The organism is Phenylobacterium sp., from assembly GCF_965284355.1.
In the GTDB taxonomy this organism is placed as follows: Bacteria; Pseudomonadota; Alphaproteobacteria; order Caulobacterales; family Caulobacteraceae; genus Phenylobacterium.
Window position 1 is genome coordinate 498,678 of the sequence record NZ_OZ260078.1, and the last position, 13,637, is coordinate 512,314.

At 67.8% G+C, this 13,637-nt stretch carries 11 protein-coding genes and 1 pseudogene; 9 read left to right on the forward strand and 3 right to left on the reverse strand.

Annotated features, from left to right (window positions below; translation table 11 throughout):
• The first annotated feature begins 19 nt into the window (after positions 1–19).
• Genes ACQ66R_RS02490 through ACQ66R_RS02500 form a run of 3 tightly spaced genes read left to right on the forward strand, consistent with a single transcriptional unit; the run spans position 20 to position 2,187 of the window.
• On the forward strand, positions 20–982 hold the full coding sequence (locus ACQ66R_RS02490) for a sensor histidine kinase (RefSeq protein WP_430418945.1): 963 nt from the start codon (positions 20–22) through the stop codon (positions 980–982).
• A 36-nt stretch (positions 983–1,018) separates the two neighbouring features.
• Positions 1,019–1,453, forward strand: coding sequence for an HtaA domain-containing protein (locus ACQ66R_RS02495; RefSeq protein ID WP_430418947.1), 435 nt, complete (start codon positions 1,019–1,021; stop codon positions 1,451–1,453).
• Positions 1,450–2,187: an SDR family NAD(P)-dependent oxidoreductase gene (locus tag ACQ66R_RS02500; protein ID WP_430418949.1), complete on the forward strand. Its 738-nt coding sequence runs from the start codon at positions 1,450–1,452 to the stop codon at positions 2,185–2,187. The genes ACQ66R_RS02495 and ACQ66R_RS02500 overlap by 4 nt, the downstream gene beginning before the upstream one ends.
• 251 nt (positions 2,188–2,438) lie before the next feature.
• Here ACQ66R_RS02500 and ACQ66R_RS02505 read toward each other — a convergent pair whose 3' ends face one another.
• Positions 2,439–3,131, reverse strand: coding sequence for a hypothetical protein (locus tag ACQ66R_RS02505; protein WP_430418951.1), 693 nt, complete (start codon positions 3,129–3,131; stop codon positions 2,439–2,441).
• A 603-nt stretch (positions 3,132–3,734) separates the two neighbouring features.
• On the opposite strand from ACQ66R_RS02505, the gene ACQ66R_RS02510 reads away from it, so the two are divergent.
• Genes ACQ66R_RS02510 through ACQ66R_RS02520 form a run of 3 tightly spaced genes read left to right on the forward strand, consistent with a single transcriptional unit; the run spans position 3,735 to position 7,545 of the window.
• The gene (locus ACQ66R_RS02510; protein WP_430418953.1) at positions 3,735–5,000 is read left to right on the forward strand and encodes a hypothetical protein; all 1,266 of its coding nucleotides are present in this window, start codon (positions 3,735–3,737) and stop codon (positions 4,998–5,000) included.
• The gene (locus ACQ66R_RS02515) at positions 4,997–5,527 is read left to right on the forward strand and encodes a hypothetical protein (protein WP_430418955.1); all 531 of its coding nucleotides are present in this window, start codon (positions 4,997–4,999) and stop codon (positions 5,525–5,527) included. Before ACQ66R_RS02510 ends, ACQ66R_RS02515 begins: the two co-directional genes overlap by 4 nt.
• Positions 5,524–7,545: an AAA family ATPase gene (locus tag ACQ66R_RS02520; RefSeq protein ID WP_430418957.1), complete on the forward strand. Its 2,022-nt coding sequence runs from the start codon at positions 5,524–5,526 to the stop codon at positions 7,543–7,545. The genes ACQ66R_RS02515 and ACQ66R_RS02520 overlap by 4 nt, the downstream gene beginning before the upstream one ends.
• A 478-nt stretch (positions 7,546–8,023) precedes the next feature.
• On the opposite strand, the gene ACQ66R_RS02525 is transcribed toward ACQ66R_RS02520, so the two are convergent.
• Complete coding sequence (locus ACQ66R_RS02525; protein ID WP_430418959.1) at positions 8,024–8,740, reverse strand: PEPxxWA-CTERM sorting domain-containing protein; 717 nt, start codon at positions 8,738–8,740, stop codon at positions 8,024–8,026.
• Positions 8,741–8,964: 224 nt separating this feature from the next.
• Here ACQ66R_RS02525 and ACQ66R_RS02530 point away from each other — a divergent pair, with 224 nt between their 5' ends.
• The 3 genes and pseudogenes from ACQ66R_RS02530 to ACQ66R_RS02540 form a co-directional block, all read left to right on the forward strand.
• On the forward strand, positions 8,965–9,525 hold the full coding sequence (locus ACQ66R_RS02530) for an ECF-type sigma factor (protein WP_430418961.1): 561 nt from the start codon (positions 8,965–8,967) through the stop codon (positions 9,523–9,525).
• Between the two features lie 3 nt (positions 9,526–9,528).
• Positions 9,529–11,850: a protein kinase domain-containing protein gene (locus tag ACQ66R_RS02535; RefSeq protein WP_430418963.1), complete on the forward strand. Its 2,322-nt coding sequence runs from the start codon at positions 9,529–9,531 to the stop codon at positions 11,848–11,850.
• Between the two features lie 842 nt (positions 11,851–12,692).
• Positions 12,693–12,788, forward strand: a pseudogene (locus ACQ66R_RS02540) (PEPxxWA-CTERM sorting domain-containing protein); the annotation flags it as partial.
• Between the two features lie 165 nt (positions 12,789–12,953).
• On the opposite strand, the gene ACQ66R_RS02545 reads toward ACQ66R_RS02540, so the two are convergent.
• Positions 12,954–13,466, reverse strand: a complete 513-nt coding sequence (locus ACQ66R_RS02545; protein WP_430418965.1) for an RcnB family protein — start codon at positions 13,464–13,466, stop codon at positions 12,954–12,956.
• Positions 13,467–13,637: the final 171 nt, after the last annotated feature.

Sequence of the window (13,637 nt, forward strand, 5' to 3'; positions counted from 1 at the left end):
GGTTGGAGGCGCTCGAGCCGTGACGGACTTCCTGGTGCGGCGGATCGCGCGGCAGCCGCGCGGGGCGATGGCGCGGATCGCGCTGGGCCTTGCGCTGGCCGTTCTGGCGCTGGGCATCCGGCTGTCGCTGGCGCCCCTGATCGGCATGGGCGCGCCGTTCACGGCCTTCATCCTGGCGGTTCTCGTGGCGGCGGTGTTCGGCGGGGTGATGTCGGCCATCACCTGTACGGCGGTCCTGGCGGCCGGCGGGATCGCCATGCTGGCGCCGTTCGAACAGCCGGTGGCGCTGCGCCGCGCCCTGCTGAGCGTCACGTTCTTCGCGGCCTCCAGCGGCTTCGTCACCTGGATGGTGGCGCTGCTGCGCGCGGCGCTGGCGCGCGAGGTGGCGGCGCGCGAGGCCGAGCGGCTGCTGAAGCTGGAGCTGCACCATCGGGTGAAGAATACCCTGGCCGTCGTCCAGTCGCTGGCCCACCAGACGTTCCGCGACACGGCCGACGTCACCACCGCCCGCGACCACTTCGACGCGCGGCTGTCGGCGCTGGCCGGCGCTACCGAACGGCTGGTCGACAGCGCCTGGCGGCCGGTGACCCTGGACGATCTCGCCGCCCGGGCGCTGGCGGCGTTCCGGCCCGCCGACCCGGCGCGGCTGGTGCTCGACGGGCCGGCCGTGCGCGTGCCGTCCGAGGTGGCGGTGGCGCTGGTGCTGTGCCTGCACGAGCTGGCCACCAACGCGACCAAGTACGGGGCGCTTTCGGGCCCCGCCGGGCAGGTGCGGCTGAGCTGGACGGTGGACGAGCGCGGGCCGCGAGCTCGGCTCTCGCTGGAGTGGCGCGAGTCCGGCGGGCCCGCGCCGCGGCCGGGCCTGCGCGAGGGCTTCGGCACGCGGCTGCTCACCCGGGCGGTGAGGGCGCAGAGCGGGGCGACGTCGGCGCTGGAGATGACGCCCGACGGCGCGCACTGGCGGGCGGCGTTCGAGGTCTGACATGATGGGGCGGTCGATGGAGCCAGAGGATACGGGATGCGGGTGACGCGGTTGGGTTGGGGCGTGAAGCAGAGCTTCCGGGCCTATGTGGAAGGCTCGGGCGGGTCGATCGCGATGGACGGCGGGGCGGCGCGGGCCGGCGACGGGACGTTCGTGTTCGAGGCCACGCCCGACAGCGATCTGGCGCTGGACGGCGGCGCGCTGTCGGGGACCGGGCGGTTCGCGGGCAAGCTCGTGTTCCAGGCGCACGGCGGGCTGCTGTCGGTGACGCTGACCGATCCGTGGGTGGAGCCGGCCGGCGACGGCTGGGTGCTGTCCATCGCCGAGACGGCCACGCGGCGCACGGCCATCGCCAAGCTGGGCGCGGTCGAGGGCGGCGCGCTGTCGGCGGCGACCACCCTCGACGGCATGATGATCCTGGGCGACCACTATCCGCCCGGCACGCAGCTGGATCCGGTGTCCCTGTCGTGACCGTCCTCATCACGGGCGGGACCAAGGGGATCGGGCTGGCCATCGCCCGGCATCTGGCGCCGCGGGGCGAGCCGCTGGTGCTGGGCTGGCAGGGCGACGAGGCGGCCGCCCAGGCCGCGGTGGCCGAGCTGGGCCCCCTCGCCCGCGCCGTCCGCGCCGACGTGGGCGACGCGGGCGCCTGCGCGCGGCTGGTCCGCGAGGCCGGTGAGCTGGAGGGCGGCCCGCTGCACATCGTCCACAGCGCCGCCGCGATCTATCCGACCGCCCTGCTCGAGGCCGACCTGACCGCCTTCGAGGGCGCCATCCGCACCAACGGGCTGTCGCTGCTCTACCTGGTCCAGGCCGCCCTGCCCTGGCTGGCCCCGGGCTCCAGCATCGTCTTCATCTCCAGCGCCGGCGCCCGCCAGGTCCTGGCCAACTACGCCGCCCTGGGCTGCGCCAAGGCGCTGGCCGAGAGCCTGATCCGCTACCTGGTGCCCGAGCTGGCGCCGCGCGGCGTGCGGATCAACGCCGTGGCGCCGGGACTGGTGGCCACCACGTCTGTGGCGAAGATGGCGGGCGGCGAACAGGCCGCCGAACGCGTGCTGGACCGCGGCGCGCGGGCCAATCCCTCGGGGCGCCTGGCCGAGGGCGCGGACTATGCCGCCGTGGTCGACTTCCTGCTGGGCGACGGCGCCCGGTTCGTCCAGGGCCAGGTGATCCACGCCAACGGCGGGGCGTACGTGCCGGCGTAGGGTTGGGGAACCCCGAGATACACGAAAGGGGCCGTGCCCGCCCGGCCCGCGCAGCGGGCGATCATGCCTCGGAAGATGGGGAACCACGGACCATCACGGACCATCGCGGACGCGCGGCCTCACCGTCCGTGATGGTCGGTGATGGTCCGTGGTCGAACAGGATCGAAGGCGCCGCTTCGCGGCCTGGGGCTGGCCCGCCCCATCCGTGAAATCCGTGAAATCCGTGGTTCCAAGGTCGGCGGGCGCCGGGGTCAGGCGGAGTCCGAGACGGGAACGTCCGGGGCGTCCGCCGGGCCGGCGTCGGTGTCCGCCGACTCGCCCGGCGGCCAGTGGATCCGGTGGTCGGGGGCGCGGGGCTGCGCCGGCGCGGGCTCGGGATCGTAGGGCGGGTCGGGCAGCTCGCGCCACCGGTCGGCCAGCCGCCGGGGCAGGCCCAGCACGCGGGCGGCGTGGCGCACCACGGGCTCCAGCTCGAAGTCCAGGAAGTCGGGCTGGTCCCACCAGTCGTCCAGTTCGCGGTCGAAGCGATGGACCATGGCGGTGTGCACGTTGCGGCTCTTGTCGGCGACGGCCCAGCTCATCCGGCTGACGGCGGTCTGCAGGTCGGTCACGCGCGAGGCATGGGCCAGCTCGTCGGGATCGGGCGCGGGCCAGGGATCGGCGTCGTCCTTCAGGGCGACCGCGGCCTCGCGGGCGGCCATCCAGGCCTCATGCTGGGCCTCTTCGCGCGCCGCCTTGGCGCGCTCGGTCTTCACCCGGCTGAGCAGCGCCAGGCACTGGCGCATCGAGCGGGTGGCCCGGACGTAGGCGCGGGTGAAACTGCCGATCTCGTCCACGTCCTCGGCCGTCATCGCCTTTTCATGCAGGCGGCGGGCGAGCACGAGGTCCATCCTGGCCGCCTCGGCCAGCATCAGATCCTCGTCGAAGACGTCGGGCGTGGACATGCTCAGGAGTGAAACACCGCCCTACGTCAGATTCGGTCATAGGTGGGGGTTGGAGGCGCGGATTTTTTGCGGGCGGGGCGGTGGTGGGCGGGGTCGCCGCCGGTGACCGGCCGGGGCGGGAACCCCGGATTTCACGGATGGGCCCAGCCCGCCCGGCCCGCGCAGCGGGCGATCAGGCCTCGGAAGATCGGGAACCACGGACCATCACGGACCATCACGGACGCGCGGCCTCACCGTCCGTGAGGGTCGGTGATGGTCCGGGGTCGAACAACATGGAAGGCGCTGCTTCGCGGCCTGGGGCTGGCCCGCCCCATCCGTGAAATCCGTGAAATCCGTGGTTCGAGACGACGCCGTCAGGACGTCTCGGGGCCGCTGACATTAGCGGTGCCTTAGGCGGATAATGCGCCGCCTTGGGTCGCGCATCTGCCAGACGTCAGGTCGCCGTCCTCGAAGATGCTAAGGCATTGCTGTGCAACCCGAGCCCAATCGCGCTAAAGGCTGAGTACGTCGCAAGCTCCACCATAGCGGGTTAAAGCTCCGTTGATCCCGACCAGCCTTCATGACGGAATTCAACTTGCGCTGGATGCGCTAGTGGCTCAGCGAATGGCCATGCTGATCGGCGCGGGCCTCTCCATGGCTGAGCCCAGCAAGCTCCCCAGCGCATGGGAACTCGCTCAGAGTGCGAAGGCGAAGTACACAGCCCAATGGGGCGGGACCCGCCCTCCGTTACCAGACGATATAGACAAACAAGCGGACTACTTCTTCGCCCGTAACGAGCTTCAGACGATCTACTTGTCGACCTTGATCGACAAACACGCCTTCGCCGCTCGTCCCAACGAAGGCCACGACACAATCGCCGACCTGATGTTGTCGAAGGCTGTGCAGGCCGTTGTGACCACCAACGTGGACGAGCTAATCGAGCATGCCGGCCACACGATCTACGGTCAAATTGAGTCAGCCATCGATGGCATCTCGATTGCTGCGTTCTCCCCGGAAACAGTCCCGCTATTGAAAATCCACGGCTGTCGTCGGATTGACTGGCTGAATACGATCTGGTGCACAGGTCAATTGCCATTTAACCCTGTAAAAGATCGCGTTACTACCGGCGCTACGTGGATCCAAAACAAGTTCGTAAACCGTGACATTTTGATAATCGGATACTGGACCGATTGGGACTATCTCAATTCAGTCGTGGATAGCGCACTAAATGCAGTAAATCCGTCGCGCGTTATCGTCGTAAACTCGGCCGATGCCGCCACATTCCCAGAAAAGGCAAAGTCTCTATATGACCTAGGCACGAGAGCCACGAACGGCTTCTACCATGTTCAAGTATCAGGCACGGAATTCCTCGCGGGCCTTCGGCGGATGTTCTCACAGCGCTTCATCCGCATTGTCCTACAGTCCGGCAAGGAGGACTTCGAGGACCAAAGGGGCACGCCTCCCAATGCCGCCTGGCTGGAGCCAGCAACAGCGGACAACGTCTCTCTCTGGCTTATGCGTCGCGACCTACTCGGATGCCGGCCAAATGCACCGGCGGAGTCAAGCACACCCCCCACCGAGCCCCTGTTGGGACTTACGCTTCTCGAGCTTCAAGCTGCCGGAGCGACCGCCGAGGGGCCCTGCTGGCGACTAAACGGCAGCTTGATCAGGGTCCTTCGGACCCCAAACCAACTGTTGCACAAAGCAGAGGCGATGTACGATGGCGATCTAGCCCCAGTGGTTGCGTCCGATTTTGTCGTAGCTGTAGGCGCACAATCTACCGCGCTTCCGCCGAGCATCGCGCGAGGCGGCGGCACGGCGTCAATTGCGCGAACATCCGGCAGCACTTGGCTTAGCTACGGCGACGCCAAGGCGGAGTTTGGACTATGAGCACACCCAGAAGCGAGGCAATTCGTTCTCTACGGGCTAGCGGCTTCGACATTATTGAAGACGCGGCCGAAAATTCCATCAGCTTCGAGAATGACAGCGTTCTAGGTTTTGCGATATTTTATGCAACGGCCAAGGACTTGCTGGAGGGATGGACGACCGCCACAGAAAAGATAATAGCGAAACATCAGTTCGAGCTTCGCATGGCTGGCGCGAAAGCGTGGAATACATATGCGTTACTAATAGCCGAACAAGACCCAGCAGGTCCCGAGGCCATTGCACTGAGTCTTGTTGAAGAAGACCTCTCCGGCTTCAGGAAGATCGCGAGGGCAGGCTGCGGTTCGCCTGCCGAGCTTAACCGCGCGTTGTTACCCCTACTCCCCTTACAGAGTTCACCAGCTCTGGAGGCCGTAGACAGCCGCCTTGAGGTTCGGCTGCGTGCGACCGAACTTGCAGCACCTATACTGGAAGCATTCCTTTCGGACGCCGACGAACAGGTCGTTCTCCAGCTCTTGGAGCAGGAAGGATGAGGCTACGCTACGTTGAAGTATCGGGATTCCGAGGATACCGCGATCTGGTGCGAATAGATTTTGCTCCCGGGTTCAATATCATTGATGGCCGAAATGGAGTCGGTAAGAGCACGGTGTTCGATGCAGTCGAGTTCGCGCTAACAGGCGAACTGACTAAGTACGATGGTGCAAAAGCGGCAGGCCAAAGTGTCGCAGACTATATCTGGTGGATCGGCGACAACGCCCCTCCGCAGGGTAGATACGTCGAAGTCGCCTGGACAAACGACATCGAGGACTACGTCATTCGACGGACGCCCCTCGACCCAAAGGATCACAACGTAGCAAGTAATCTTGTCCACGCGCTAACAGATTCTTCTCTAGCACCTGACGCGCCACTATCGCAGTTGTGCGCATCCACTATCATACGAGATGAACATATTGCCAGCCTGAGCCTCGACCTGAAGGAGACGGAGCGCTACGCACTGCTGCGACAAGCAATCGGTGCGACAGACGCCGAGACGTGGATTGCGCGCGCCGCAAGAATATCTGCCCAAGCAAAGCGCAAGCGGGAAGCTCTCCAGGTTGAAGTATCAAACTTGGCCAATGAGCTTGCAAACGCGTCTCGTCGCATTGATGAGCTTAGGTCTTCCCTGGCCACCGACAGCGCCCTAGCTGACGCGGCGTCTCGCCTACGTGTGCGCATGGGAGCGCCCAGTCTCACGATTGAACACGTCAGCACGTCGGCCCGGAGTTGGGTTGCCACCGCCCAACTGAGATTACGCGAGTTGCGAGCGCTACTGGACGGGTGGGGTGCCTACGAGAGTTCAAGGGGAGAGCTCGATGCAATCGAGCTTGAAATCGGATCTTTGGAGAAGGACGTAGAAGCGGCGCGGGCGGAATTGGCTGAGTTAGTCGCGCCGACTTTAGCGGAGGCAAGTTCTCAACTTGCCAACCAAGCGCGCGAGCTCCTTTCGCTGATCCGTGACGGGCGGCGGCTTGGCCTAGTGGAACACCATTGCCCGCTATGCGCCGTGGAGCACACCCCGGCGAGCTTTGAGACCGGCCTAAAGAATGCCGAGCAAGCCGCCACAAGGATTGACGCTTTCGCGGCCGAACTCGCGCTGCGCGAACAGGAGTACGCACGTGCGGAGTCCCAGCTTCAAGAAGCCGTCGCCTCCGTGGAGGCTGCCAATGGCCGCCTCGGGAACCACAAGTCCTTCATTGAGGATTTCGAGCGTCGACTAGAGGTTGCGGGCGTCAAGGGTGCCCCGGTTGAACGGGTCCGGCTAGTCGCGCGGCAGTTGGAAGTGGACCTCGCTGCGAGCGAGCGCGACCTTCAGATTGTCGACACCATTCGGCTAAACGGTGAACTGGCGCGCTCGACCCAGTCAGAGGCGATGGCGAACGACCGCCTACAGAAGGGACAACAGCGGCTTGGGAGGGCCCGCAAGGCAGAGTCCAACGCAGCAGCTCTACATGACGCCGCCCGCAGAGCAGCAACTGAGACGCTTGACCTAAGGATCAGTCGCATACTGCCCCTCATGACGGAACTGTATACGCGCCTAAAGCCTCACCCGGTCTGGCAGGACATTGATTACTCTATTCGGGGAGACCTACGGCGATTTCTCACACTCCGCGTCGGGGAGGACCTGAATCCGCAGTTTCTGTTTTCCAGCGGTCAGCGCCGCGCCACGGGACTCGCCTTCCTGCTCTCGATAAACCTCTCCCTGACCTGGAGTCGATGGAGATCCATCCTTCTAGACGACCCAGTTCAACACGTTGATGACTTTCGAACCATTCATTTGGCCGAAGTCTTGGCCCAGCTTGTTACGTCCGGCAGGCAGATCATTTGCGCCGTCGAGGATCCAGCTTTGGCGGACCTCATGTGCAGGCGCCTCCCTATAGCCGAGGTGGGTTCAGCCGCTCGAATGACACTCGCGCCAAATAGCGAAGGCCACCTCAAGCTTGCCAGGTACGACGAACTGACACCGCTTCCTGCTAGAGCGCTCAGAGTGCCGCCGAATGAACTAGCGAGCTGAGACCTAGTCCCAGCGCCCTCAACAGCGACTGCAGCCTGAAACGCTCTGTCGCTGCGGAGAATACGGTGACAGGAGTACTATTCCACGGGGCTTGCCGGCGGGGGGTTCGGGGACACGATACCCAATCCCTCAGCGCGGCTAGTCCCCTGCGCGCTCCGCAATCAGGCGGGCGAGTTCGCGGGTCATCGTTTGGTGCTTTGCGCTGCCAACGAGAACGCGCCAGCTTCCGCGCACGTGATGTTCGGGCAGTCGCGCTCGCAGCCTCGACCTAAAGGCCTTTCCATTCGGCAGGCCGGCATGCCGCGCCATCTCTTCGGCGTTGGTGAACCGCTCGATCATGACGCCACCATAGGACCAATACGGCGAGAGAGTAGTTTCCGCCCCGGGGACATGAAAAGCGCCCTCGCGCGGGGCGCGAGGGCGCTTGGATCGCCGGCGACAGGCACGAGAAGCCGGCGATCGTCTGGGGGCGTCGGGATCAGGCGAGGCTGGCGGCCGTTCTGCGGCGGCGTATCGCGTAGCCGGCTGCGCCGAAGCCGACGAGCATCATCGCCCAGGTGGCCGGCTCGGGGACGGCGCCGGTCGGGGTGTCCACGCCGTTCAGCGAGAAGGCGACGGTCATGTTGGCCGGGTTGTAGGTGACGTTGCGCCCTTCCAGCAGGAAGTCGGTTCCGACCGCGCGGCTGTGACCTGGGGTGGCCGTCTGGTAGACCGGCAGCAGGTTGCTGTAGCCCGCAAAGCGGATCCAATAGTTGCCGGGCCCCACCTGCCAGTTCGCCAGCGAGAACTCGACCAGCGAATTGCCGCCGTTGCCGGCGTTGCCCGGCGCGGCGGCGACGGACGTCGGCGCCGTGTAGTCCTGATAGATGAGCGGATTGAGGATGCCGCCCGTCCCGTTCCTGGCCGGCAGGCCATCCCCGCCGTCGGCGAAGAGGGAGATGGTCATGGCGTTCGCCGGGCCGGTGACCAGGACGAAGGCCTTGTCGAGCGTCTCCTGCGAGCTCAGCGAAAAGCTGGCGAAGACGGCCCCGTACCCCGTGCAGCTGGAGCACAGCATGGTGTTCGTGTCGCCGGCCGTCGCGTAGTTGGGGAAGGATTCGAACACGATCCCCGCCTGAGCCGGGCCCGCGCCGGCCGAGAGGGCCGCGAGTGTGAGGGCCGATACCGCCGCCGCCGTCCTGAGAATGCTCTTCATCTGCCAACCCCTGCTGCCCGCCGCACCCCGGCGGTGAAATGGAACCGACCCTTGGTCCGATCGCCGGAACGCGGGCATTCGATGCGAGGACCGGCGAACCGGCGCCTTCATTGGTGAATCGGAATCCGGCGGGAAATCTGGTCACGAAATTTTCGTTGATCTTGCCGAGCCTGGCGGCGCTCCTCCGAAGCGGACGGCGGCGCGCCGGATTCGGGGACAACGACGTGTCGGAGACCGAGCCTACACTGACGGACCTGTGGGCTGGATTTTCGCGCGGCGACGCGAAGTCCCGCGACGCGCTGCTCAGCCTCTACTACGGCGAGTTCCGCAGGATCGCCCGGCGCATGCTGAGCGGCGACGCCGAGCGGATGCGGTTTCAGCCGACCGACCTGGTGCACGAGGCGGTCATCCGGATCATCGCCGGCGCGGGCGTGGCGGTGCGGGACCAGAACCACCTGCTGTCGCTGGCCGCGCGGGTGATGCGCGTGACCCTGATCGACGAGGTGCGCAAGTCGAAGGCCGCCAAGCGCGGGTCGGTGGTCACCCTGTGGCCCGACGCGCACGAGGCGGCGGCGCCGGCGTTCGAGATCGACGCCTTCGACGAGGCGCTGGCCCGGCTGGCCAAGGTCGAGCCGGAGGGCGCGAGGATCGTCGAGCTGCGGTTCTTCGCCGGACTGACGCTGCCGGAGATCGCCACGGTGACCGAGCTGTCGGAGAGCACCGTCCAGCGCCGGTGGCGCACGGCGCGGGCCTGGATCATCAAAGAGCTCAAAGACCCCGACTGACCGATGGATGTCGAGACCGAACGGCGGGTTCTGAGGCTCTTCGAGGAGGCGCTGGTCTGGCCGTCGCGGGTGCGCGAGGCGCGGCTGGCCGAGCTGTTGGGCGACGAGCCTGAGGTTCTGGCCGCCGTGCTGGCGATGCTGCGGGCCGACGACGCGTCGGCGCTGCTGCCGACCCAGCCGCCCGAACCCGCCGCCTTCGTCGACGATGCGCCGATGCCCGAGCGGATCGGCAACTACCGGCTGGTCGAGGAGATCGGCCGCGGCGGCATGGGGCTGGTCTATCGCGCCGCGCGGGACGACGGACTGTTCGACCAGCAGGCAGCCATCAAGGTGATCCGCCGCCACGTGCTGTCGGGCGCGATGCACGAACAGTTCGCCACCGAGCGACGCATCCTGGCGCGGCTGCACCATCCGCACATCGCCCACCTGCTGGACGGCGGGGTCAGCGAGGGCGGCTCGCCCTACATCATCATGGAGCTGATCCGCGGCGTGCCGATCACCGACCATGCCCGCGACCACGGCCTGGACCTGGCGGGGCGGCTGGCCCTGTTCCGGGACGCCTGCGGAGCGCTGGAGTACGCGCACCGCGAGCTGGTGGTCCATGCGGACGTGAAGCCCAGCAACGTGATCGTCGCCGACGGTTTCGGCGTGAAGCTGCTGGACTTCGGCATCGCGCGGCTGATCGGCGACGGCGCCGCGGTCGCGGGCGGCGCCCACACGCCCGGCTATTCCAGTCCGGCGCGCCGGTCGGGAGAGCGCGCCACGCCGGCCGACGACGTCTTTGCGCTGGGGGTGCTGCTGGAGCAGCTGATCGAGGGCGTGGCCGGGACCGACGCGGACCTGCGCGCCATCGCGGCCAAGGCGAGGTGCGACGACGTCGACGGGCGGTACGGCGCGGTGAGCGAGCTGATCGCCGACCTGGATCGCTGGCGTCGGCACGAACCGGTCAGCGCCCGGGCGCCGGGCCGCGGGCGACGGCTGCTGCTGCTGTGGCGGCGCAACCGGGCGCCGATCGCGGGCGCGGCGATGCTGGGCCTGTTCGCGATCGCCATGACCATCCTCTACCTGCAGGCCAGCGCGGCGCGGGATTCGGCCGAGCAGAGGTTCGCCGAGACGCGCAGCCTGTCGAACTTCCTGGTCCGCGAGGTGGTCACCGACCTGGAGACCATGCCGGGCTCCGGGCCGATGCGCCAACGGATCGCCGAGCGGGCGCGGGTGGCGCTGGAGAAGCTGAGCGAGGTGCCCGGCGCGCCGCTGGACCTGCGGGTCGAGACCGCCAACGCCTATGCCCGCGTCGGCGAGATCCTGGCGGCCGAGGACCTACGCGACGTGATGGACCCGGCGCGCGGCGACGCGGTGCTGGCGCGGGCCGAGGCGTCATTGCGGCGGCTGCTGGCCCAGGCGCCCGACCGCGCCGACCTGCGCCTGTCGCTGGCCCAGACGCTGTATCAGCGGGCGGTCTTCGCGGCGGAGGCGAAGATCGACCAGGGCCGGGCGTTCCGCCGCCTCGACGAGGCCGAGGCCCTGCTGGCGGGCCAGCCCGAGAGCTTCGCCGCCCGCATGGCAGCCGTCCGCACCCGCCTCTTGCGGGCCGACGCCTACAACACCGAGACGCGGTACGCCGAGGGCATCGCCGCGTCCCGGGCCGCGCTGCAGCTGGTGTCCGCGACGCGCGCCGCCACGCCGCGCCAGACGGCCGATCTGGCGCTGGTGCGCGAGCAGGCGAACACCATGATCGGCGACGCCGTCTGGTACGGGGGCGATCCGGCCGCCGCCCTGGGCGCGTACCAGGCCGGCCGCGCCGCGCTGGAGGATCCCGCGCTGGGGTCGGACGTGCGCGTGCTGAAGCGCCGGGCCTACACCACCTTCACGGTGGCCAGCACCCTGTTCGGGCTGGGCCGGATGACCGAGGGGCTGGCCCTGTCGCGGGCGGGGCTCTCCGAGTTCGAGCGCGTGCGCCGCTTCGACGACAGCGCCAGCGCGCGACGCATGGAGAACATCGTGCGCGAGGAATACAGCTACGAGCTCCAGAACACCGGCCAGATCGCCGAGGCCTATCGGCAGAACGACCTGGCCATCGCCGGCTATCGCGAAAACGCCCGGATGCAGCCCAACAACTACCAGGTCCTGCGCGCCCTGCCCGTCGCCCTGCGGCCCTCGGGCGAGATGTACCGCGACACCGGCAAGCCGCAGAAGGGCTGCGAACGCTTCCGCGAGGCCGACGCCATCTGGACCCGCCTGGCCCGGGAAAACCGAGTCAGCGCCTTCGACCTGGGCCACGACGTCCAGCTGATCAAGGCGCGCCTGACGAAGTGTCCCGCCTGAGCGGTTCGGGAACCACGGATTTCACGGATTGGGCCGCGAAGCGGCCGTCACTTCAGCCGCGGAGAGGCGCGGAGACCCCCTCCACCGCTTCGCGGTTCCCCTCCCCCTGTGGCGGAGGAACGTGGGTGCGCTGCAGTGCATCCCCGTGCGGCGGCGTGCAGCGAGCGGCGTTGAGCGGAACCTGCCGGAACACCTGAACCCCTCTCCGGGTTGCCCGTTCGGACCCGGGCTGGCCGGGGATGGAGGGTGCTGTGATCTGGAAGTCGTTCGGATGTGCGCTGCTGGGCGGCGCGGCGGTGGTGCTGGGGGCCGGTGGGGCGCGGGCCGAGGTGTTCGGCGGGGTGGAGTTTCCGCAAGGCGCGATCTCGTTCGCCGATGTGGTGGTGAGCTATCTGCCCGGGCTGGAAGGGGCCGATCCCACGGCGCCGCACCAGGGCGCCGACAATGCGCTGGGGCCGCCGAACTATAACGGCGTCAACAGCTGCGCCAGCCAGGCGGCCTGCAGCTTCGTCTCGCTGGGCGTGGGCGGGGCGCTGGTGCTGCGGTTCACCGACAACCTCCTGACCGGCTCGGACAGCGACGCCGACGACCTGTGGATCTTCGAGGTGGGCCCCGACGTGGAGGACACCACGGTGGACGTGAGCGTCGACGGGATCACCTGGCTGTCGGTGGGCAAGGTGACCGGGAACACCCGCGGCATCGACATCGACGCGTTCGGGTTCAGCTCGAGCTCGGCGTTCTCGTTCGTGCGGCTGATCGATGTGGCGAACGAGGGCGGCCAGAGCGGCGGCACCGTGGGCGCCGACATCGACGCGGTGGGGGCGATCTCGACCCGGCCGCAGACGGCGGTGCCCGAGCCTGCGACCTGGGCGATGATGATCGCCGGCTTCGGCCTGGCGGGCGGGGCGTTGCGGCGGCGGCGGGTGGCCTTGGCCTAGGCTGAGGGGCGGTGACGCTGCTTTTGGAACCACGGAAGACACGGAAGGACACGGAAGGCGGGTCGGTTCGCCTTCCGTGTGTTCTGTGTTTTGCGTGGTTTTGAGATCGGCGCGGCGCGCCCGTAGGCCCCCGCCCTTTGAGGGACGGGGGCCGCCGTTCGGCCGTCAGCGGCGATAGTCGTAATAGCTGCCGGGACGGTCGTAGCGGTCGTGGCGGTCGTTGTCGTTGAGGGCGCCGCCGATCACCAGGCCGATGAGGCCCGAGGCGATCGCCGCCATGACCACGTCGCCGTTGTCCGAGCGGTAGTAGCGGTAGCCCGGACGGGGCGGACCCAGGTTGTAGCGGCGGTAGTCGTCGATCACGTAGCCGCGCTGGCGGTAGTAGGGATAGACCTGCCCCTGGCGCCAGCGGCCGTCGCCGCGGTAGCGGTCGCGGCCGTAGGCGTGGCCGTGACCGCGACGGTTGTCGTAGCGGTCGTACTGGTCGGGGCGGCCGTCGCGGTCGCGGTCACGTCCCCACTCGCGGTAGTCGGGCCGGCCGTCGCGGTCGGAGTCGCGATAGCGCTGGTCGTAGACGCCGCGGTCGTAGCCGCGATCGCCGTAGTAGGGCTGGGCCATGGCGGCGCTGCTGGCCAGGGTCATGGCGGCGGCGGCGGCGCCCAGGATAATCTTCTTCATGTCAGGCCCTCCTTGGCCAATGCCCCGCAATCTACGGGCGGCCGTCTGAACGGGCCGGGGCGCCGGCGTTCAGCGGGGGTTCACCGGCGCGGGGCGGCTGGACAGCCAAACGGCGCGCCATCCGGTGGGATGACGCGCCGCCTTGGTTGCGTGTCGTGCTAGACCTTTGGC

Coding starts and splice junctions, on each gene's coding strand:
- ACQ66R_RS02520 (WP_430418957.1), top strand. CDS start 5,524: ATGAGGCTACGCTACGTTGAAGTATCGGGATTCCGAGGATACCGCGAT.
- ACQ66R_RS02510 (WP_430418953.1), top strand. CDS start 3,735: ATGGCCATGCTGATCGGCGCGGGCCTCTCCATGGCTGAGCCCAGCAAG.
- ACQ66R_RS02545 (WP_430418965.1), bottom strand. CDS start 13,466: ATGAAGAAGATTATCCTGGGCGCCGCCGCCGCCGCCATGACCCTGGCC.
- ACQ66R_RS02535 (WP_430418963.1), top strand. CDS start 9,529: ATGGATGTCGAGACCGAACGGCGGGTTCTGAGGCTCTTCGAGGAGGCG.
- ACQ66R_RS02525 (WP_430418959.1), bottom strand. CDS start 8,740: ATGAAGAGCATTCTCAGGACGGCGGCGGCGGTATCGGCCCTCACACTC.
- ACQ66R_RS02505 (WP_430418951.1), bottom strand. CDS start 3,131: ATGTCCACGCCCGACGTCTTCGACGAGGATCTGATGCTGGCCGAGGCG.
- ACQ66R_RS02495 (WP_430418947.1), top strand. CDS start 1,019: ATGCGGGTGACGCGGTTGGGTTGGGGCGTGAAGCAGAGCTTCCGGGCC.
- ACQ66R_RS02515 (WP_430418955.1), top strand. CDS start 4,997: ATGAGCACACCCAGAAGCGAGGCAATTCGTTCTCTACGGGCTAGCGGC.